The sequence below is a fragment of the Micromonospora sp. NPDC051006 genome, assembly GCF_044456245.1.
Taxonomy (GTDB): Bacteria; Actinomycetota; Actinomycetes; order Mycobacteriales; family Micromonosporaceae; genus Micromonospora.
On record NZ_JBITFP010000024.1, the window covers coordinates 1 to 19,516 of the forward strand.

22 protein-coding genes, 1 pseudogene and 1 riboswitch are annotated in these 19,516 nt (G+C 74.5%); of the genes and pseudogenes, 16 read left to right on the top strand and 7 right to left on the bottom strand.

Features of this window, described 5'->3' with window-relative positions; translation table 11 throughout:
• The first annotated feature begins 190 nt into the window (after positions 1 to 190).
• The 3 genes and pseudogenes from ACIBBA_RS27315 to ACIBBA_RS27325 all read left to right on the top strand — a co-directional run.
• Positions 191 to 430, top strand: coding sequence for an acyl carrier protein (locus tag ACIBBA_RS27315; RefSeq protein ID WP_007072348.1), 240 nt, complete (start codon positions 191 to 193; stop codon positions 428 to 430).
• A 2-nt stretch (positions 431 to 432) separates the two neighbouring features.
• Entirely contained in the window at positions 433 to 1,659 is a 1,227-nt protein-coding gene (fabF, locus tag ACIBBA_RS27320) for a beta-ketoacyl-ACP synthase II (RefSeq protein ID WP_396700820.1), read from the top strand.
• A 27-nt stretch (positions 1,660 to 1,686) separates the two neighbouring features.
• Positions 1,687 to 1,806: pseudogene (locus tag ACIBBA_RS27325) on the top strand (carboxyl transferase domain-containing protein); the annotation flags it as partial.
• A gap of 86 nt (positions 1,807 to 1,892) precedes the next feature.
• On the opposite strand, the gene ACIBBA_RS27330 reads toward ACIBBA_RS27325, so the two are convergent.
• Positions 1,893 to 2,111, bottom strand: a complete 219-nt coding sequence (locus ACIBBA_RS27330; protein WP_396700821.1) for a hypothetical protein — start codon at positions 2,109 to 2,111, stop codon at positions 1,893 to 1,895.
• Positions 2,112 to 2,203: 92 nt separating this feature from the next.
• Here ACIBBA_RS27330 and ACIBBA_RS27335 point away from each other — a divergent pair, with 92 nt between their 5' ends.
• Entirely contained in the window at positions 2,204 to 4,018 is a 1,815-nt protein-coding gene (locus tag ACIBBA_RS27335; RefSeq protein WP_396700823.1) for a potassium channel family protein, read from the top strand.
• An 82-nt stretch (positions 4,019 to 4,100) separates the two neighbouring features.
• Positions 4,101 to 4,745 carry a lipoprotein gene (locus ACIBBA_RS27340; protein WP_396700825.1) on the top strand — a complete coding sequence of 215 codons (645 nt, stop codon included), beginning with the start codon at positions 4,101 to 4,103 and terminating at the stop codon, positions 4,743 to 4,745.
• A 6-nt stretch (positions 4,746 to 4,751) separates the two neighbouring features.
• On the opposite strand, the gene ACIBBA_RS27345 is transcribed toward ACIBBA_RS27340, so the two are convergent.
• Both ACIBBA_RS27345 and ACIBBA_RS27350 read right to left on the bottom strand, forming a co-directional pair.
• The gene (locus tag ACIBBA_RS27345) at positions 4,752 to 6,485 is read right to left on the bottom strand and encodes a glycoside hydrolase family 3 protein (RefSeq protein ID WP_396701051.1); all 1,734 of its coding nucleotides are present in this window, start codon (positions 6,483 to 6,485) and stop codon (positions 4,752 to 4,754) included.
• A gap of 84 nt (positions 6,486 to 6,569) precedes the next feature.
• Positions 6,570 to 7,061 carry a DUF3145 domain-containing protein gene (locus ACIBBA_RS27350; protein WP_350874122.1) on the bottom strand — a complete coding sequence of 164 codons (492 nt, stop codon included), beginning with the start codon at positions 7,059 to 7,061 and terminating at the stop codon, positions 6,570 to 6,572.
• Between the two features lie 321 nt (positions 7,062 to 7,382).
• On the opposite strand from ACIBBA_RS27350, the gene ACIBBA_RS27355 reads away from it, so the two are divergent.
• Positions 7,383 to 7,712 (top strand): hypothetical protein, encoded by a 330-nt coding sequence (locus ACIBBA_RS27355; protein WP_350874121.1) that lies wholly within the window; start codon positions 7,383 to 7,385, stop codon positions 7,710 to 7,712.
• 127 nt (positions 7,713 to 7,839) lie between these two features.
• On the opposite strand, the gene ACIBBA_RS27360 is transcribed toward ACIBBA_RS27355, so the two are convergent.
• The gene (locus ACIBBA_RS27360) at positions 7,840 to 8,505 is read right to left on the bottom strand and encodes a carbonic anhydrase (RefSeq protein ID WP_396700828.1); all 666 of its coding nucleotides are present in this window, start codon (positions 8,503 to 8,505) and stop codon (positions 7,840 to 7,842) included.
• Positions 8,506 to 8,649: 144 nt separating this feature from the next.
• Here ACIBBA_RS27360 and ACIBBA_RS27365 point away from each other — a divergent pair, with 144 nt between their 5' ends.
• From ACIBBA_RS27365 to ACIBBA_RS27385, 5 genes are all read left to right on the top strand, one after another.
• On the top strand, positions 8,650 to 9,588 hold the full coding sequence (locus ACIBBA_RS27365; protein WP_396700830.1) for an alpha/beta fold hydrolase: 939 nt from the start codon (positions 8,650 to 8,652) through the stop codon (positions 9,586 to 9,588).
• Between the two features lie 125 nt (positions 9,589 to 9,713).
• Positions 9,714 to 11,831: a HelD family protein gene (locus ACIBBA_RS27370; protein ID WP_396700832.1), complete on the top strand. Its 2,118-nt coding sequence runs from the start codon at positions 9,714 to 9,716 to the stop codon at positions 11,829 to 11,831.
• Positions 11,832 to 11,935: 104 nt separating this feature from the next.
• Entirely contained in the window at positions 11,936 to 12,850 is a 915-nt protein-coding gene (locus tag ACIBBA_RS27375) for a cation diffusion facilitator family transporter (protein WP_357049624.1), read from the top strand.
• 153 nt (positions 12,851 to 13,003) lie between these two features.
• Positions 13,004 to 13,133, top strand: a riboswitch (cyclic di-AMP (ydaO/yuaA leader).
• A gap of 4 nt (positions 13,134 to 13,137) precedes the next feature.
• Positions 13,138 to 14,208 carry a coiled-coil domain-containing protein gene (locus ACIBBA_RS27380; RefSeq protein WP_396700835.1) on the top strand — a complete coding sequence of 357 codons (1,071 nt, stop codon included), beginning with the start codon at positions 13,138 to 13,140 and terminating at the stop codon, positions 14,206 to 14,208.
• A gap of 147 nt (positions 14,209 to 14,355) precedes the next feature.
• The gene (locus ACIBBA_RS27385; protein WP_396700837.1) at positions 14,356 to 14,877 is read left to right on the top strand and encodes a hypothetical protein; all 522 of its coding nucleotides are present in this window, start codon (positions 14,356 to 14,358) and stop codon (positions 14,875 to 14,877) included.
• A 9-nt stretch (positions 14,878 to 14,886) separates the two neighbouring features.
• Here the strand turns inward: ACIBBA_RS27385 and ACIBBA_RS27390 are convergent, their stop codons facing one another.
• Entirely contained in the window at positions 14,887 to 15,357 is a 471-nt protein-coding gene (locus tag ACIBBA_RS27390) for an SRPBCC family protein (protein ID WP_396700839.1), read from the bottom strand.
• Positions 15,358 to 15,427: 70 nt separating this feature from the next.
• Positions 15,428 to 15,790 carry an STAS domain-containing protein gene (locus tag ACIBBA_RS27395; protein WP_396700841.1) on the bottom strand — a complete coding sequence of 121 codons (363 nt, stop codon included), beginning with the start codon at positions 15,788 to 15,790 and terminating at the stop codon, positions 15,428 to 15,430.
• A 353-nt stretch (positions 15,791 to 16,143) separates the two neighbouring features.
• On the opposite strand from ACIBBA_RS27395, the gene ACIBBA_RS27400 reads away from it, so the two are divergent.
• Both ACIBBA_RS27400 and ACIBBA_RS27405 read left to right on the top strand, forming a co-directional pair.
• Positions 16,144 to 16,284, top strand: a complete 141-nt coding sequence (locus ACIBBA_RS27400) for a hypothetical protein (RefSeq protein ID WP_396700843.1) — start codon at positions 16,144 to 16,146, stop codon at positions 16,282 to 16,284.
• A 132-nt stretch (positions 16,285 to 16,416) separates the two neighbouring features.
• Positions 16,417 to 16,824, top strand: a complete 408-nt coding sequence (locus tag ACIBBA_RS27405; protein WP_396700845.1) for a hypothetical protein — start codon at positions 16,417 to 16,419, stop codon at positions 16,822 to 16,824.
• Between the two features lie 69 nt (positions 16,825 to 16,893).
• Here ACIBBA_RS27405 and ACIBBA_RS27410 read toward each other — a convergent pair whose 3' ends face one another.
• On the bottom strand, positions 16,894 to 17,532 hold the full coding sequence (locus ACIBBA_RS27410) for a maleylpyruvate isomerase N-terminal domain-containing protein (protein WP_396700847.1): 639 nt from the start codon (positions 17,530 to 17,532) through the stop codon (positions 16,894 to 16,896).
• A 199-nt stretch (positions 17,533 to 17,731) separates the two neighbouring features.
• On the opposite strand from ACIBBA_RS27410, the gene ACIBBA_RS27415 reads away from it, so the two are divergent.
• Genes ACIBBA_RS27415 through ACIBBA_RS27425 form a run of 3 tightly spaced genes read left to right on the top strand, consistent with a single transcriptional unit; the run spans position 17,732 to position 19,515 of the window.
• Positions 17,732 to 18,418: a BON domain-containing protein gene (locus tag ACIBBA_RS27415; RefSeq protein WP_396700849.1), complete on the top strand. Its 687-nt coding sequence runs from the start codon at positions 17,732 to 17,734 to the stop codon at positions 18,416 to 18,418.
• Positions 18,419 to 18,472: 54 nt separating this feature from the next.
• On the top strand, positions 18,473 to 18,970 hold the full coding sequence (locus ACIBBA_RS27420; protein ID WP_396700851.1) for a redoxin domain-containing protein: 498 nt from the start codon (positions 18,473 to 18,475) through the stop codon (positions 18,968 to 18,970).
• On the top strand, positions 18,967 to 19,515 hold the full coding sequence (locus ACIBBA_RS27425; RefSeq protein WP_396700853.1) for a DsbA family protein: 549 nt from the start codon (positions 18,967 to 18,969) through the stop codon (positions 19,513 to 19,515). The genes ACIBBA_RS27420 and ACIBBA_RS27425 overlap by 4 nt, the downstream gene beginning before the upstream one ends.
• Position 19,516: the final 1 nt, after the last annotated feature.

Sequence of the window (19,516 nt, forward strand, 5' to 3'; positions counted from 1 at the left end):
CGGGGGGCCCGGGGCGGGGGGGGGGGGGGGGGCGCGGGCGCGGGGCGCCCTGGCCGGCCCCCCCCCGCCCCCCCCCCCCGCGGGGGGGGGGGCGCCCCGCGCCCCCCCCCCCCCCCCCCCCCCCCCCCCCCCACGCCGGACGGCGCGGCCGTCCGACGCGATCAACCCCCGATGAGAGGAACCAACCGCAATGACCCGTGACGAGATCACCGCCGGCCTCGCCGAGATCCTCGAAGAGGTTGCCGGGGTGAACCCGGACGACGTGGCCGAGGGGAAGTCCTTCACCGACGACCTGGACGTCGACTCGCTCTCCATGGTGGAGGTCGTCGTGGCGGCCGAGGAGAAGTTCGGCGTCAAGATCCCGGACAACGAGGTGCAGAACCTGAAGACCGTCGGGGACGCGGTCAGCTACATCGAGGCGCAGTCCTGATCATGACTCGCCCCGACGTCGTCGTCACCGGGCTCGGCGCGACGACCCCGCTCGGCGGGGACGTCGCGTCGACCTGGGAAGCCCTGCTCGCCGGCCGCTCCGGGGTGAGTCCCCTCACCCAGGAGTGGGCGGCGCAACTGCCGGTCCGGATCGCCGCGCAGCTGGCCGTCGAGCCGTCCGAGGTGCTGGACCGGGTCAAGCTGCGCCGGCTGGACCGCTCCGAGGCCATCGCGCTCGTCGCGGCCAAGCAGGCCTGGGCGGACGCCGGCCTGGCCGACTCCGGGCTGGACCCGGAGCGGCTGGCGGTCAGCGTCGGCTCGGGCATCGGCGGTGCGACCACCCTGCTCGCCCAGGACGACATCCTGGAGGCCTCCGGGCCGCGCCGGGTCTCCCCGCACACCGTGCCGATGCTGATGCCGAACGGCCCGGCCGCGTGGGTCGGGCTCGAGGTGGGCGCGAAAGCCGGCGTGCACTCGGTGGCCAGCGCCTGCGCGACCGGCGCGGAGGCGATCGCGCTCGGCCTGGACATCATCCGGTCCGGCCGGGCCGACGTGGTGGTGGCCGGCGGCACCGAGGCGGTCATCCACCCGCTGCCGATCGCCGGGTTCGCCTCGATGCGGGCGATGTCCACCCGCAACGACGACCCGGAGCACGCCTCCCGCCCGTGGGACAAGGGCCGGGACGGCTTCGTCCTGGGCGAGGGCGCCGGGGTGGTCGTGCTGGAGCGGGCCGACCACGCCGCGGCCCGGGGAGCCCGGGTGTACGCCCGTCTCGCCGGCGCCGGCATCACCTCCGACGCCTTCGACATCGTGCAGCCGCACGCCGAGGGTGAGGGCGCCATCCGCGCCATCGCCCGGGCGATCGCCGACTCGGACGTGGCCAAGAAGGACATCGTGCACGTCAACGCGCACGCCACGTCGACCCCGGTCGGCGACATGCTGGAGATCGGCGCGCTGCACAAGGCACTCGGGGACCACCCGGTGCTGTCCGCGACGAAGTCGATGACCGGTCACCTGCTCGGCGCGGCCGGCGCGCTGGAGTCGATCGCCACCATCCTGGCGATCCGCGACGGTGTCGTACCCCCGACGATCAACCTCGACGACCCGGAGGAGGGCCTCACCCTGGAGGTGGCCGCCCACAAGCCGCGCCAGATGGAGATCCCCGCCGCGCTGAACAACGCCTTCGGCTTCGGTGGTCACAACGTGGCTCTCGTCTTCACCCGGGCCTGAGGCCACACGCCTGTCGGCGCCGCGCGGGTGACCCGCAAGGCGTACGGCGGCGCGTACGTCGCGATGAACTCGCGCTCGCTCGGCGCCACCGCGGTCTTCGCCTGGCCGAACGCGGAGGCGCTCGCCGCGGCCCCGGCGGCCCGGGGCGCGCACGGCAACATCCCGCTGTAACGTTCGACGGTTTCACCGAGGGCCCGCGCTCGCCGAGCGCGGGCCCTCGGCGTTGCCGCCGCTCAGCCGCGATTGCGCGGGTGCTGCTTCGCGGTCCGCTCGTTGCCCCGCCGGTAGTTGCCGGTCCAGCGCGCCATCACCAGCTGCGGGTCGTCGTCGACCTCGGCGAGGAACTGCGCCGCCCGGCCGCCGCGCAACGTGCCGGCGACCCGCCCGTGATGGGTTATCACCACCGTGCCGTCGGCCCGCTCGACGTACCGGAATTCCCGCGCCGCTGTCATGCCCGCAGGGTGCCAGCCGGGCCGGGCCGGCGCGACCGGATTCCGGCCCGACGGCCGCCGCCGGCTGGAGTCCGGCGGCTACCATCCGGGGCGTGTCCGACGACACCCTCCCCGCCGCGGAGCGATCCGGCCAGCGTTACGTGGTCTGCGGCGACGGCACCCTCGCCCGTCGCCTGGTGGCCGAGCTGGTGGATCGCTACGGCGTGGCCGTCACCGTGGTGCTGCCGTCGCTGACCGAGAACCACGCGCCGGACATCGCGGAGTTCTCCCCGGAGCCGGGTGGGCCGGGTCAGCGACCGGAGGTGCTGGTGGCCCGCCGGCTGACCGCCGAGGTGCTGGAGCGGGCCCGGGTGCGGCAGGCGGCGGCGGTGGCACTGGTCGGCGACGACGACGTCACCAACGTGGACGCCGCGATGATCGTGCGCGAGCTGGACCCGGACGTACGTCTCGTGGTCCGTCTGTTCAATTCGGTGCTCGGCGAGGGGGTGGCCACCGCGCTGGGCGACTGCGCCGTGCTGTCCGGCTCGGAGTTCGCCGCCCCGGCGTTCGTGGCGGCCACCCTGGGCGACGAGGCCCCGACCTACCTGCGGCTGCCCGACGACGAACTCGTCCGCACGGCTCACCGGGAGGCGCTCGGTCCGGCCACCGCCGACATCGTCTGCGCCCTCGCGGACACCGACGGGCCCGAAACGGTCACCCTCCCCGAGGACGAGGAGGACGCCGACCTGGTGCTCGTCCGCACGTACGGGCAGCATCGCCCCGAGCCGCCCCGCCGCCGCTCCCGCCTGCTGCGGACCACCGGCCTGATCTTCGGGCGGAACGTGCGGCGGGCGCTGGCCGGCCTGGCCGCACTCTTCGTCGCCGCCGGCACGGTGCTCGCGTTGGCCCGGGACCTGCAACCGGCCGAGGCGGCGTACCTGGTGCTGCTCACCGCGCTGGGCGGCGCGGACGCCGACCCGGGCGCTCCGCTCGCCGAGAAGGTGACCGCGGTGGTGCTGGTGATCGCGGGAGTCGCCATCGTGCCGACCGTCACCGCTCTCGTGGTCGACGCGCTCGTGCACGCCCGGCTCACGGTGGCCGCCGGCGGGCTGGTGGACCCGGTGGCCGACCACGTGATCGTGGTCGGCCTGGGCAACATCGGCACCCGGGTGCTCCAAGAACTGCACTCCTTCGGGGTGCTGGTGGTGGCGGTCGACCGTACGGAGTCGGCGCGCGGGGTGGCCGTCGCCCGCGAGTTGGGGCTGCCCGTGGTGATCGGCGACGCGACGAGCCCCGAGACGCTGCGCGCCGCCTCGCTGCACACCGCTCGGGCACTGGTGGTGCTCACCGGCGACGACGTGTCCAACCTGGAGACGGCCCTGCTGGGCCGGCCGGGGCACACCGCTGAGCGCGCCGCCGCGGGGCAGCCGCCGCTGCGCATCGTGCTGCGGCTCTTCGACGACGCCTTCGCGCAGCGGGTGCAGCGGACCTTCGGCCTCACCCGGTCCCGCAGCGTGTCGTACCTGGCCGCGCCGGCGTTCGCGGCCGCCATGATGGGACGCGAGGTCATCGACACCATCTCGGTCGGGCGCCGGGTCCTGCTCATCGCCGACCTGCCGGTGGGCGCCGGCTCCGAGATCGAGGGCCTGTTCTGCCCCGACATCTCCCGGCCCGGGGAGGTCCGGGTGATCGCGATGCGCACCGGCCGGGCCGGCCAGACCATCTGGTCCCTGCCGGACCGCCGTCCACTGGTCCGGACCGACCGGTTGATCGTGGTGGCGACCCGGGCCGGGCTCGCCGCGCTGCTGCCCCGGACGGTGCCCAGCGCCGACCCGCCGGCGCTGCCCGAACCGTCGCCGCTGCCACTGCTCGCCACGCCGGCTCAGCGCGAGCGGACGCACCGGCCGGAGCCGAACCGCCCCGCGTGACCCCCGTCCCCGCAACGGAGTTGACGCCGCCGCCCCGACCCGGTTTGCTGTGCCGGCTGAAGATCGACAACGGGGGGATCCCATGGGGCAGCGGAGCTTTGTCGCCGTACTCGCGGCGCTGACCATCGCACTGGCCGCCGGCTGCGCGGAGAAGAACGAGCAACCGTCGGCGAGCGCCTCGCCGACAGCGTCGCCGAGCCCCACCGCCTCGCCGGTGACGCCCGGCCCACCCTGGTACGACGAGGTCGCCGCGGCCCCGGCCGGCGTCACGGTGGGGGAAGCGGGCAGCACCTGCGAGCTGCCGGTCACCTTCTCCGTGCCCGCCGGCTGGAAGGTCCGGTCGATTGAGGGCAAGGCCGGACAGCTCGACCTCGGGGACGCCGACCTGTTGTGCGAGATCGACGCGCGGCCCAGCGGTGTCACCGGCTTCGTCCGGGTGTGGCGGATCGAGGGTGTCGCCGGCGGCACCGAGCCGCACCTGAAGCACTACCTGAACCAGTACGCGCCGGAGTCCGCCGATGCCGAGTACCGGCGGATCAAGGCCGGCAAGGTGGACGCCTTCGAGGCGAGCTACTTCAAGGACGGCGGCGGCTCCGTCCGGGACCGGGCCATCGCCATGGCCTCCTTGTACGGCCCGGTGGTGCTGACCCTGGACACCCCGGACACCGAGGAGCTGCTGCCCGCGTACCAGCTGGTGAAGCAGTCCGCCCGGGTCAGGCGCTACTGACGGCTCTCAGCTGGCGCAGGTGGTGGCGGGCAGCCCGGTCACCTTGACCGGCGACCGGCCGCCCGGGCGGGCCTTCCCGGCGAGCACCCCGGCCAGCGCGGTCATCGAGGCCCGGCTGGAGGAGTAGGTGGCCAGCAGCGTCGGCGACTTCGCCTTCGCCAGCACGTACGGGGTGTCCATGGCGACCGTCACGGCGGCGTCGGCGCGCAGGTCGCCGGCGCCGTCGCCGTAGCCGACCAGGTGCACGATCGTGCCGCCGCTGGGCACCACCCGCGCGCCGGCGGCGGTGAGGGCCTCGGTGAGCAGTTTCCGGGTCTGGTCCCGACCGCCGGAGGAGGTGACGGTCACCGGTCCGGCGACTCCGGCGGTGCCGCAGGCGCCGCGCAGCACGGTCACCGCGGCGGCGGCGAGCGCGTCGGCCGCCGCGCGGTGCGCCGGGTCGTTGAGCGTGGACATCGCCGGGGCCGGCTGCCCGGCCAGCCGGAACTTCATGGTCAGCACCCGGGTCGCCGCGTCGACCAGCCGAGCGCGGGGCAGGGAGCCACCGCGCAGCGCGGCGAGCAGCCCGTCGTACGCCTGGCCCACGTTCGGGGTCATCAGGATCAGGTCGTTGCCGGCGTTCAGCGCCCGCACCGCGGCCTCCCCCGGCGACCAGCGCTTCGCCGGCGGCATGTTCATCCCGTCGGTGATGACCACGCCCTGGAAGCCGAGCTGGTTGCGGAGCACGTCGGTCAGCAGCTTGTGGGAGAAGGTCGCCGGGGTGCCCGGGTCGATCGACCGGACGTCGAGGTGGGCGGACATCACGGCCATCGCGCCGGCGTCGATCCCGGCCTTGAACGGCGGCCAGGCGCCGGCTGCCAGCGCCGTCGGGGACTGGGTGAGCGTCGGCAGCTCCTGGTGCGAGTCGGCCGCGCTGTGCCCGTGCCCGGGGAAGTGCTTCACCGTGGCCCCGACGCCGGCGCCCTGCAGGCCGCGCACGGCGCCGCCGACCTGCGCCGCGGCCCGCTTCGGGTCGGCGCCGAACGACCGGGAGCCGATCACGGTGCTGCGGGTGGCGAGCACGTCGGCGACCGGCGCGAAGTCGAGGTTGATCCCCATCGCGGCCAGCTCGGCGCCGGCGGCCCGCCAGGCCGCCTCGGTCAGCGCAGGGTCACCGGCCGCACCGGCGGCCAGCGCGCTGGGCAGCGCGGTGACCCCGTCGGTGATCCGGGTGACCACGCCGTACTCCTGGTCGGTGCCGATCAGGAAGGGCGCGGCACCGGTGGGCAGCCGGCCGGCCGCCTCGCGTAGCCCGGTGGTCAGCTCGTGGACCTGCTTCGGGCTGTCCACGTTGGTGGTTTCCTGGTTGCCGCTGGTCGGGTCGTCGGCGCTGAAGCCGACCAGGATCAGCCCGCCGAGCCGGTACTTCGCGATCATCTCGGCAGGGGTGTCGACCCCGGCGAGCGCCCGGTTGCCGGCCGCCGATCCGGGTGAGACCTTCGTCGCCGCGCTGCCGTAGGCGTACGGCATCAGCACCTGACCGACCAGGTCCTCGTCGCCGAGCGTGCCGACCAGGGCGGCGGCGCGGGCCGCGGGATCATCGGGGGGTGGGGTGGTGGCGGTCGGGGTCGGCGCCGCGGTCGCGCCCGACGGGGCGGGACCGGGGCGGTCCGGGCCCGTCGCGCAGCCGGAGACGAGCAGGGCGGTCAGGGCGGCGACGGCGACGCTGGCGCGGCGCGGGCGAAACGACACGCCGCCTATCCCACCAGTTCTCCGCGTATCGGGGCAACTTGACCTCTGCGGTCGGCCCGCCCGGCGAGCCATCGGCGCCGCTGCCCGAGCGGATCAGCCGACCCTGGTGAGCAGGGTCACCGGGGCGCCGTCGCCGGCGTAGCGGTAGGGCTCCAGCTCGGCGTCCCAGGCGGTGCCGAGGGCCTTCTCGACCGCGTGTGCGATCGCCTCCGGCGCCCGGGCGGTCGCCAGGATGCTGCGCAGTCGGTCCTCGCCGAGCTGGATGTCGCCGGCCGCGCCGACCGTGGCCCGGAACAGGCCACGCCCCGGGACGTGCATGAACCGTTCACCGTCGGCGCCAGGGCTCGGCTCCTCGGTCACCTCGAAACGGATCATGGGCCACTGCCGGAGGGCAGCAGCCAGCTCGGCGCCCGTCCCCGGACGACCGGTCCACCCGCACTCGGCCCGGCGGGCGCCGGGGTCGACGGGCTGAGCCGTCCACTGCAGGTTGACCGGCGCGGCAAGGACGCGCGCGATCGCCCACTCGACGTGCGAGCACACGGCGAGCGGGGTCGAGTGGACGTATACGACGCCACGCGTTGGCACGGTGACCTCCCGGAGAGCGAGGTGCGTCTTCCCCTACGACCTCGTGTCACCCGAGTGGTTCCTGCAACACATGATGACTCCTGTGACGGATGGTGCGCCAGGGAATCGGAAAATTCGCCGGGCCCGAGGCCACGGAATAGCCGACCGGGTGACCGCCGTTGTCTCTCGGGACAGCGCGATGACCAGCCAGGCATCGTGGTCGTGTACAGTTCCACCGGCGGCTTCTGCCGCGCACGACTTTCGCGGGTCCACCTTTCCGGTGCTTCCCGCACCAGCCCCCGGACGTCCAGTCCTCCCGTACGTCTTGCAAGGAGTACCTCCGTGGCGAGCAACACCTCTAAGACCGCGCGCGCGTCCGTCCGGGCCGGCCAGGCTGGCCAGGGTGGCGCCCTCAGCGTGCTGGGCGAGTTCAAGTACCTCATCCCGCTCAATGGCGGCAAGCACGCCTACGTGCGGAACCTGACCAACGGCAAGACCGCGCACCTGCGCACGGACTCCGACGCCTTCGTCGAGGAGATCCGGGTGCTGGCCGCCGCCGGTCACGCCGCGAAGATCCGGGCCGAGATCAACACCCTGGCGCAGGCGCACCCCGGCGACGGCTGGGACGCGACCGAGAAGCGCCTGGTCGCGGCCGGCGTCTTCGAGGCCTGATCCGCCCGCTCCACCAGCGACATCCGAACCGCCCGTCGGGACCTCCCGGCGGGCGGTTCGTCGTCTCCGCCCTCGGGCGCGCCCCCGGCTCGCCTGGACGTCGGGCCGCGAGACCGGCCCACGCCGCTCAGCGCAGCAGGCTGACCTCACCGCTGGCCAGGTCGTAGAGGGCGCCGACCACGTCCACCCGGCCGGCGGCGACCGGGCCGGCGAGCAGGTCGTCGGCACGCAGCGCGGCCACCGTCCGCAGCACGTGCCGGCGGATGGCCAGTGGCTGGACCCGCGGGTCGGCGGCGCCCACCTCGGTCACCGCCGGGGCGATCTGGTCGACCAGGTGGGCCAGTGCCCCACCGGGCCGCTCGCCGCTGCGCACCGCCTCGATCGTGGCGGCCACCGCGCCGCACCGCTCGTGCCCGAGCACCACCACCAGCGGCACCCCCAGCTGGTGCACCACGTACTCGATCGAGCCGAGCACCGCCCGGTCGAGCACGTGCCCGCCGGTGCGGATCACGCAGATCGAGCCGAAGGTCTGGTCGAAGATCGCCTCCAGCGGCACCCGTGAGTCGATGCAGCCGAGCAGCACCGCGTACGGCTGCTGATCGCCGGAGGCGCTCGCCGCGGCGGCGGTGACGTCGTGACCGTGTACCGGCTGGCCGCTGACGAACCGACGGTTGCCGGCGAACAGTTCGGCGAGCGCCGTGCGGGGCGTACCACCGGCCGGGCGCCCCGGCGGCGCGGAGCCGGCGGACGACGACCGGCCCGGCCTGGGCGGCGGTGCCAGGGGCGACCCCATGTTCTCAGCTTGACCGCCCGCCCGGCGCCGCGCAGCGCGGATGCGAATCTTCCCACTGCCACGGTTGGCGTGGTGTCATGGCGGGTAGCCGGTGTTACCGCCGGGTATCCCGGTGGGTGCATCCGGGCGACCTGGGAGGTGGCGATGCCGGAACAGTCGGAGGTCCGCCTCCCCGACGGAGTGCGGCTCCACGTCGAGGTGACCGGCCCGGCGGACGCCGAGGTGACCGTGATCCTGCTGCACGGTTGGACGCTCGACGCGCGGAGCTGGCACCGGCAGCTCGCCGCTCTCGGTGAGTCGCTGGGTCCGGCGGTGCGGCTGGTCGCCTACGACGCCCGCGGTCACGGCCGGTCGAGCTGCATGTCGCTGCGCACGGCGACGCTGGCCCAGCTCGGCGACGACCTGGCCGCGGTGGTGGACGCGGTCGCCCCGAGCGGCCGGGTGGTCCTGGTCGGGCACTCCATGGGCGGCATGACGATCATGGAGTACGCGCACCGGCACCCGACGCACTTCACCGCCCGCACGGCCGGGCTGGCCTTCGTCTCGACCACGGCCGAGGGGCACACGCACACCGTCTACGGGCTCACCCCGCGGATCGCCCGGCTGATCCGGCTCGCCGAGACCACCGGCGCCGGCGTGTTGGCCCGGTGCGGATCGTGGCGGCCACCCCTGGCGCTGCTGCGCGCGCTGCGCCCGAGCATCCGTTGGCTGCTCTTCGGCGACCGCTGCGACCCCACCGACATCCGCCTGGTCACCTCCGCGGTGGCCCGGGCCTCGCTCCGCTCGATCGGCGGGTTCCGCGCCTCGATCGGGGCGCAGCACCGGCTGGAGACCCTGGCGGCGCTCGCCCACCTGCCGGCCGCCGCGCTGGTCGGCGACCGGGACCGGCTCACCCCGCCGCCGTGCGCCGAGTCGATCGCCGCCGCTCTGCCGGCGACCGAGCTCACCGTCTGTCCCGGCGCCGGGCACATGCTGATGATGGAACGGCCCGACGAGGTGAACGCCGCCCTGCTCGGAGTGCTCCGGCAGGTGCTGAGCCGGCCCGCCCCGGCGAGCGGGCCCGCGCCGGTGCCCGGGGGCTGACCAGGACGTCCGGGGCGCACCTCGGGCGCGGTGGCGCCGGCCGGGGCCGTACCCTCGTCCGGTTGGCCCGGCACACGGCCCGCGGTATCCGCGGCGCCCGCGCCGACGGGGATCAGGAGCGTTCGTTGACCGACCAGACCACCCTGGACCAGGAGATCGCCGCCGAACAGCGACATCTCGACCGGGTGTACGCCCGACTCGCCGAGCTGCGGCGGGCGGCGGTCCACGCCGAGCGGGACGGCTACCGGCTCGCCCGGGTCGGCAACTTCGGCGCGCTGGTCGAACGGGACGCCATGGTCTTCCACGCGGCGCGACGCCGGCACGCCCTGGACGCCGAGCACGAGGGGCTGGTCTTCGGCCGGCTCGACCTGCGCGACCAGCAGGTGCTGCACGTCGGCCGGCTCGGCATCCGGGACGAGCACGCGGTCAGCCTGGTGGTCGACTGGCGGGCCCCGGCCGCCGCGGCTTTCTACCAGGCCACCCCGGCCCAGCCGCTCGGCGTGGTGCGCCGCCGGACGATCCAGTCCAGCGGGGAGCGGGTCACCCGAATCGAGGACGACCTGCTCGACCCGGCCGCCGCCCCGCCGGACATGGCGGTGGTCGGCGACGGCGCGCTGCTCGCCACGCTCTCCCGGGCCACCGGGCGGGGCATGCGGGACATCGTGGCCACCATCCAACGGGAGCAGGACGAGGCGATCCGCTCCCCCGGGTCGGGCGTGACGATCGTCTCGGGCGGCCCTGGCACCGGCAAGACGGCGGTCGCCCTGCACCGGGCGGCGTACCTGCTCTACTCGGACCGCAGCCGGTACGCCGGCGGCGGCATCCTGGTGGTCGGTCCGTCCTCGGTCTTCGTCGAGTACATCGCCTCGGTGCTGCCCTCGCTCGGCGAGGACACCGCCACCCTGCACTCGCTCGGCACGCTCTTCCCCGGGATGACCGCCACCCGCACCGACCCGCCCGAGGTGGCCTCGGTGAAGGGCTCGCTGCGGATGCGCCGGGTGCTGGAGCGGGCGGTGCGCGACGCCGTGCCGGACGGCCCCACCGAGCTGCGCCTGCTCTACCGGGGCACGCTGCTCCGGCTGGACCACCGGGAGCTGGACGGGATCCGGGAGCGCGCGCTGCACCGGGGGGCCCGCCGCAACGAGGTGCGCCGGGCCGGCTTCGACGGCGTCTTCGCCGCGCTCTGGGCGCAGGCCCGCCGGCTGGGCATCGGCCGGTTGCCGGAGCAGCGCGCCTTCGAGGACGAGATCGCCGAGCGGCCGGAGTTCCGGGAGTTCCTGAAGGCCTGGTGGCCACGGCTGCACCCACGGCACGTGCTGGGCTGGCTGGCCCGCCCGGAGCGGCTGCGCCGCTACGCCGGCGGCATCCTCGCCGGCGGCGAGATCCGGCTGCTGGACGCGGCGTACCGGACGCTGGACGCCGAAGGGCTGACGATCGCCGACATCGCGCTCCTCGACGAACTGGACGCGATGCTCGGCCAGCCGGTGCGGCCCGCCCGGGCGAAGCGTGACCCGTACCAGCTCGCCGGCGGGGTGCGGGAGCTGAGCACCTTCGCCGACCGGCAGCGGGCCGCGCGGGAGGCGGCCCGGCAGCGCCCGGAGGACTACCGGGAGTACGCGCACGTGGTGGTGGACGAGTCGCAGGACGTCTCGCCGATGCAGTGGCGGATGATCGGCCGGCGCGGCCGGCTGGCGTCCTGGACGGTGGTCGGCGATCCGGCGCAGACGGCGTGGACCGGCGACCCGGCGGAGCTGACCCGGGCCCGCGACCACGCGCTGGGCCGGCGGCGCCGGCAGCAGTTCACCCTCACCACCAACTACCGCAACTCGGCGGAGATCTTCGCGGTGGCAGCGGCCGAGATCCGCCGGCTCTACCCGGACCTCACGTTGCCCAGCGCGGTCCGCTCGACCGGGGTCGACCCGGTCGAGCTGGTGGTGCCCGCGAGCGAGGCGCGGACCGCCACCGTGGCGGCGGTGACCACGCTGCTCGGCGAGGTGGAGGGGACGGTCGGCGTGATCACGCCGGTGCCGCGCCGGGACGAGGTGGCCGGCTGGCTCGGCGCGCTCAACGCTCCCCGGCTGCAGGTGGTGACCAGCCTGGAGGCCAAGGGCATGGAGTACGACGGGGTGGTGCTGGTCGCGCCCAGCGAGATCCGGGCCGACCCCGGCTCGGGCGTCCGGACGCTCTACGTGGCGCTCTCCCGGGCCACCCAGCGGCTCACCACGATCGACCCGACCGGCTGACATCGCGCGCGGCGCGGCCGCCACTGAGCGCGGTCAATTACTTGCACACATAGCAATGTGAGCATATATTTGACCGGTCCGGACCGTCGGCGGAGGGTGAGTTGGTGGGCGCAGGTCATGACCACCACGGGTCGGTGGCGAACGCCGCGCAGCATCACCGTGGCCGGCTCTGGGCGGCCTTCGCCCTGCTGAGCGGCCTGATGGTGGTCGAGGCCGTGGCCGCGTTCCGCACCGGCTCGCTGGCCCTGCTCTCCGACGCCGGGCACATGTTCACCGACGTGCTCGGCATCGGCATGGCGCTCGCCGCGATCACCGCCAGCCGGCACGCCAACCAGGATCCGCAACGCACCTTCGGCCTCTACCGGCTCGAGGTGCTCGCCGCGCTCGCGAACGCCGTCCTGCTCTCCGGCGTCGCGGTCTACGTGGTGGTCGAGGCCGTCGGCCGCTTCGGCGACCCACCGGAGGTGCTGGCCGGCCCGGTGCTGGTGGTGGCCACGCTGGGCCTGCTCGCCAACCTGGGCGCCTTCGCACTGCTGCGCTCGGCAGCCCGGGAGAGCATCAACCTGCAGGGCGCCTACCTCGAGGTGCTCGGCGACCTGCTCGGCTCGCTCGGTGTGATCGGCGCGGCGGCGCTCATCGCGGTGACCGACTGGTGGTGGGCCGACCCGCTGGTGGCGGTGGCCATCGGCGTGTTCATCCTGCCCCGCACCTGGCGGCTCGGGCGGGCCGCGGTCCGCATCCTGGTCCAGGCCGCCCCGGAGCACCTGCAGGTGACCGCCGTGCACGACCGGTTGGCCGAGGTGCCCGGCGTGGCCGGCGTCCACGACCTGCACGTCTGGACCCTCACCTCGGGCATGGAGGTGGCCTCCGCGCACCTCACCATGTCGCCCGGGGCCGACGTCGGCGCGGTGCTCGCCGCCGCCCGGACGGCGCTCAGCGAGGACTTCCACATCGAGCACGCCACCCTGCAGATCGAGCCCGGAGCGACCTCCGGGGCCTGCGGATCGGTGGAGTGGTGATGAGGACACTCTTAAATCAGGGTGGCTATCGTCCGCTTACGTCGGATTTTCCGGTAACCACAGCAGCACCCTCTGTCACTTCTGCTGCACGGGTCGCCCTGGCACCGGTAGGCTCGGTCCCGGCCTCCGCCAGGCGGCGCCCATCGGCGCCGGCGGTGACCGTCGCCTAATCGCCACACGGCGAGCCGGGGAACCACGTTCGTGGGGTGCATCCGCGTCAGCGGTAGGGATCTTCCGTCCCGAACCCGTCAGCTAACCCGGTCGGCGGCTGACGGAAGGACATGTGCATGCCACCAGTGGCACCCGTACGACGACGCGCCGCCCGAATGGCGGCCCTGATCGCCGCGACGCTCGCCCTCGGCGTCGCGATCGCCCCCGGCACCGCCGCCGGAGCCGCTCCCCCGACCGGCCAGCTCGCCGCGGCCCCCGGGCAGGACGAGGAGGGGGGCACCCCCGCACTGCGGGCCCAGCTCGAGGCGGCCAGCAAGGGCTACCTGGACGCGAAGAGCGCACTGGACCGGTCGGTGAAGCGGCAACAGCAGCTCACCGGCGAGCTGAAGACCACCGAGGCCGAGCTGAACGTGCGCAGCGGCAAGGTCGGCGAGATCGCCGGGGTGGCCTACCGCACCGGCCGGCTCGGCGCGATGTCGGCGCTGCTCAACAGCGGCTCCCCGGACGGCTTCATGGACCGGGCCGCCGCCCTGGACGCGGTGGCCGCGAACGAGGACCGGGTGCTGCGCGAGCTGCTGGCCACCCGGGACGAGGCGAACCGGACCCGGGCCGCGCTGGACGGCGAGATCCGCGAGCAGCGCAAGCAGGTCACCGTGATGGCCAAGCGGAAGGAGCAGGCCGAGCGGGCGTTGACCGTGGCGAACAACAACGCCACCCGCGCCGCGGACGTCTCCAACCGGGGCACCTCCACCGCGACGGCCACCCCGGCCCGGCGCAACTCCGACGGCTCCTGGCCCCCGGAGTCCTGCAGCGTCAACGACCCGACCCCGGCCACCGGCTGCATCACCCCGCGCACCCTGCACGCGCTCAACCAGGCCAAGGCGGCCGGCTTCACCCGGTACGTCTCCTGCCACCGCAACGGTGGCTCGGGCGAGCACCCGAAGGGTCGGGCCTGCGACTTCGCCGCGCAGAAGAGCGGCTTCGGCGGCGACGCCACCGGCGGAGACAAGACCTACGGCAACAACCTGGCGGCGTACTTCATCCGCAACTCCGACCGGCTCGCCGTGCTCTACGTGATCTGGTACCGGCAGATCTGGCTACCCAGCAGTGGCTGGAAGTCGTACAGCGGGGCAGGCGGGGACCCGTCCAGCGACCACACCAACCACGTGCACCTCTCGGTCTACTGACCCGGCCCGCCGGGCGGTCCGTGCCACGGGCCGCCCGGCGTACGCCCGCCGTGGCGTCGCCACCGGCGGCGCTACGTCGCCGGGCGTAGCCGAGGTGTCGTCGGTCGCCGGACGAATCGACCGGCCCGCGCGGGCAGCATCGTCGGCATGACCCGGCTATCGCCCCGCACCCGCAAGGCGCTGCTCACGCTGCACCTGGTCACCTCGCTCGGGTGGCTCGGCACCGACCTGGTCCTGCTCACCCTCGGCATCTCCGTGCAGCGGGGCGCCGACCCGGCCGTGGTCTACCCGGTCGCCGCGCTGATCGGCACCGCCCTGTTCGCCCCGCTCAGCGTGCTGGTCTGGCTGGTGGGCCTGGCCAGCGCGCTGCTCACCCCGTGGGGCCTGCTGCGGCACCGCTGGGTGCTGGTCAAGCTGCTCATCACGACGGTGATGGTCGGGTTGGTGCTGCTGCTGCTCACGCCGAACCTTCGGGCCGCCGGGGAACTCGGCGCCACCCTGCCGTCGCGGGACCGGGCCGACCTCGTGATCGCGCCCGCCGTGTCGACCACCCTGATGATCATCGCGACGGTGCTCTCCACCTACAAGCCGTGGGGCCGGCCACGTCGGGCGGCCGGGCCGGTGGCGAGCCGCCGCCAGTCGGCGATGACCGGACGCCCGGCGCGCTGACCTGCGGCGTCAGTCGGTGGCGTTCGGGCCGCCCGGGGCCGCGTCCAGCACCGCGGCGAGCCGGCTGGCCAGGCCGAGGTGCGCCGCCTGCGCCTGCCGGAAGGCGTACCCGAACAGGGGCGCCGGCGCGGCGAGGGTGATCTCGACGTCGATCCGGACCAGCCCGCCGGGCTCGACGCGCAGCCGGGTGTGGTTGCGCACCGTGGTGGCCGGCCACTGCCGGGCCACCATGACGATCTCCTCGTCAGTGCTGACCAGCAGGTCTGCCTGGTAGGTCGTCCGGAACCGGAGCGGACCGGCGGCCAACCGGTCGCTGATCGCGTAGCTGGCGCGCGCCCCGGGTCGGGGCGGGAGCTGCCGCACCTCGATGATCAGCGGATGCAGTTCGCCCTGCCGCCGCAGGTCGGACAGGAGCGCGGTCGCCTCGGCGAGGGAGCACCGCGCCTGGACGGTGTAGCTGAACGAGTCTCGCCTGAGCACACCGTCTCCCCGCCGCCGTTGGTCGCCCGATCGTCGCGTACGCCGGGCGGGCTGGCAACGCCCGGACGGATCAGGCGCCGGGGAGCACCTCGGGGGCGGCGCTGCCGGCGTAGTAGGGCTCGGGCGCGCCGAAGAGCCCGAGCAGGCCGGTCACCCAGAGCTGCCGGTGCACGAACCGGCTCGGCTCGGTGACCAGCAGCTTGACCCCGCTCACCTCGGCGGTCTGGAAGCCGGCGACCATCGCGCTGATGCCGACGGAGTCGATGAAGGTGACGAGCCGCATGTTGAGCTCGATCCGGGCCGGGCGCCCCTTGGCGAGCACCTCGGCGATCGCCTCGCGCACCTCGTACGCGGTGTCGACGTCGATCTCGCCGCGCGGGGCGATCTCCACTACACCACCGGACAGAACCGACTTCACAATCGACAGGCTCACGCGAGCACCTCCACCCGCCCGTCCCCCGGGCGCCTCATCAGTACGCGGGCCGCGACCGAGAGTATTCCGCTGACGGCCTCGGTCGCCACCCCTCAGGATGAGCAATTCGCGGATCAGGGCACACTTTGTCACCCTTGTCCGGAGTCTTCTCTTCGTCTGTTCGTTCAGCGAATCGCCAAACCGACGCGTCGCCGGACCAGGGTAACCGGTGCCCGCCACCGCGGCCGAAACGGCGCGGGCCCGGCGCGCCCCACCGCCGACCCGGCGCGCCGGGGACGCGCGCGGGCGGTCCGTGCGGTTGCCGGCGGTGCCTAGCATCGGCCGGGAGTGCACCGCGACGGAGAGGACCATCGATGATCAAGAGACTGGCCGGGCTGGCCGGCGTCGCCGCCCTGCTCGCCCTCGCCCTGGCCTGCGGCTTCGGCGGCGGAGGCGACGACGATGACGATGACGACGACTTCGCCCGCGGCGCGGCCGTGGTCGTGCTGCACTGAACCCACCGCCCGAGGCGGCGGGTTTGCGGCGTCGGCGGGCGGGGCACTGGCGGGTAGGCGAACCGTGAGGCGCTGGACAGACGCCGGAGTCCGAAGTGGCCGCTGACTCCGGCACCCGAGGAGGTAATCACGATGTTCGGAACCAACCTGGTGGACCGCCGCACCAAGCCCGAGCGGATCGCGGACCAGGCGTGGCAGCAGCTGATCTCCGCCGTCAACGCCGCGGGGGACAGCGTCCGGGACACCGCCCGGTCCGCTCGCCGCGGTGGCCATCGCCTCGGTGACGAGGCCGGCGACCTGGTCGGTTCCGCCGCCGACGAGGCTCGGCACCGGGCGAGCCTCGCCTTCGACGCGCTCGCCGGCCGCCGGCCGGCGCTGCCCTGGACGCTGCTGATCGGCGCCGCGTTGGTGGGCGCCGCCGTCGGCTGGGCCGCCGGCACCGCTGCCCGGGCCGCCGGCAGCCGCGAGGACCGCGCCGCGGACGACATCGAGTTCGTCGACGTGGACCGGCCGAACTCCCCGGTCGGCCAGGACGGCTGACCGCCCGAGCCACCCGACGCGGGGGCCCCGGCCGACCACCGTCGGTCGGGGCCTTCGCGTGCCGGCGGGTCAGAACGCGTTGATCAGGGCGGGAGCCCGCTCGGCCCGGGTCAGCGCCCGCAACACCGCCGGCTGACCGTGTCGACGCACCGCGAGGCGGGCGAGCAGGGACAGCACCGGGTCGATCACCTCGGCGGGCAGCTGCGGTGTGGGCACGTCGACGCTGACCGCCAGGTCGTCGGAGTGCACCGCCAGCTCCATCAGCCGGGTGGTCAGGAAGTCGTCCAGGGCGAGCGACCACGGGCCCCGGGCCAGGTGCACCACCCGGTCCGCCGGCTCGTCGGCCAGCGCCGCGGCCAGCCGCCCCACCGCCGCCGCGGTCCCCTCGACGAGCGCGGCGGCGCCGGCCACCGCGATCTTCTCCCCCGTCCGACGGATGCCCACGTTCACCTCGTCGTCGACGCTCGCGCCGCCCCAGCTCCCGCGCGCGTAGTGGTCGAGCAGCCCGATCGGGTCGCCCTCCGGCACCGGCTCGGCCAGCACCGCCTCGACCTGGAAGACCTGCGAGGCGAGGTGCCCGGCGAGGCCGGCGACGCCGAACTCGGCGAGCGCGCTCGGCGTGTCCCAGCGGGCGGCGACCGCGGGGTCGCCCAGCAGTCCGACGGCCGAGCGCGCGGCGGTGAGATAGGCCGTCCTGATCGGACTCATGTCATACCTCCTCGGGGTGGCCACGGCGAGCGTACGACCCGGCCGCCCGCCCCGCCTCTCCGACGGGCTCCCACCGGGTCGGTCGCCCACTGCCGCCGCACCGGCTCACCCCGGTCGGGCGAGGGGGTTTCACCCCGGCAGGCGACAGGATCGGTGCAGGCCGGGGTGCGTGCCGCCCCACGAACCTCAGGAGGGACAGATGGCCACCGCGACGATCACCCGTACCGACCAGGACATCCAGTCCGACGTCCTCGACGAGCTCACCTGGGAGCCACGGGTACGCCCCCACGAGATCGGGGTGACCGTCGCCGAGGGCGTCGTCACGTTGACCGGCCGGGTGGACAGCTACGCGAAGAAGTGGGCGGCCGAGCGGGCCGCGCACCGGGTGGCCATGGTCCGCGCGGTCGCCAACGACCTGACCGTCCAGCTGCCCGGCGGGGCGGAACGCGCCGATCCGGACATCGCCGCCGACGTGGGACGCGCGCTGGAGTGGGACGCGTTCGTCCCGGTCGAGCAGCTGCAGGTGACCGTCTCCGCCGGCTGGGTGACGATGCACGGCGAGGTGGAGTGGGAGTACCAGCGGCGCGCCGCCGAACGCGTGGTCAGCCGGCTGCGCGGCGTGCAGGGGGTCAGCAACGGCATCACCGTCCGCCCGGCCATCCGCCCGGACGGGCACGAACTGGTCCAGCGGATAGTCGACGCGCTCGCCCGCAACCGGGCTAGCGAGGCCGAGCGGGTCACCGTACGGGTGCACGGCGACACGGTGGTGCTGTCCGGACTGGTCCACTCGATCCCGGAACGGGCCGAGGTGGAGCGGGTGGCCTGGTCCGCGCCGGGAATCCGGGAGGTGCAGAACCAGATCGCGGTCGCCCCGGTGCTGCACTGAACCACCCGGGCCGGGTGAGCCGGCCTCACCCGCCCGGGGGCGAGCGTGGGAACCATGACTGATCCGAACGGGCTGATCAGACCGGGGCGGCCGGCGCCGGACTTCTCCCTGCCGGCCACCCCGGACGGGCAGCACACCGGACCCGGCGGATACCGCGGGCGGCCGGTGGTGCTCGCCTTCTACCCGGCCGACTGGAGCCCGGTCTGCGGCGACCAGATGGCGCTCTACCAGGCCGCCATGCCGGAGTTCGACCGCTACCGGGCGGCCGTGCTGGGCATTTCGGTGGACAGCATCTGGTCGCACCGGGCGTTCGCCGAGAGCCAGGGCATCGCGTTCCCGCTGCTGGCCGACTTCGAGCCCAAGGGCGAGGTCGCCCGCGCGTACGGCGCGTACACCCCGCGGGGCGAGGCCGCCCGGGCGCTGGTGGTGCTCGACCCGGACGGCGCCGTCGCCTGGAGCCACCTCTCCCCGCCCGACGTCAACCCGGGCGCCGACGGCATCCTGGACGCCCTGGAGCGGCTCGGCACCGATCGGCAGGTGGTGGCCGGATGACCACGCCACTGCAGGTCACCGCCCGTCTCCGGACGCCGGTGACCGAGAGCGACCATGTCCGTGGCGCGGTGGACGCGCCGGTGACCGTCGTCGAGTACGGCGACTTCCAGTGCCAGTACTGCGGCGCGGCGTACCCCAACCTGCACGATCTGCTCCGGCAGCGGGAGGGGACGGTGCGGCTGGTCTTCCGCCACTTCCCGATCGCCAACGTGCACCCGTACGCCGAGAGCGCCGCCGAGGCGGCCGAGGCCGCCGGGGCCCGGGGTCGGTTCTGGGAGATGCACGACTGGCTCTTCGAGCACCAGGATCAGCTCGACCCGGTGCACCTGTCACTCGGCGTCGAGCAGCTCGGCCTACCGCCAGAGGAGATCGGCTCCGAGGTGGAGCGGCAGGCGCACGCCGACCGGGTGCGGCGGGACTTCGTCGGCGGCATCCGCAGCGGGGTCAACGGCACCCCGACGCTCTTCGTCAACGACGTCCGCCACGACGGCGGTTACGCCCTGCCCGATCTGCTCGCCGCCGTGGACGCCGCGGCCGACACCTGAG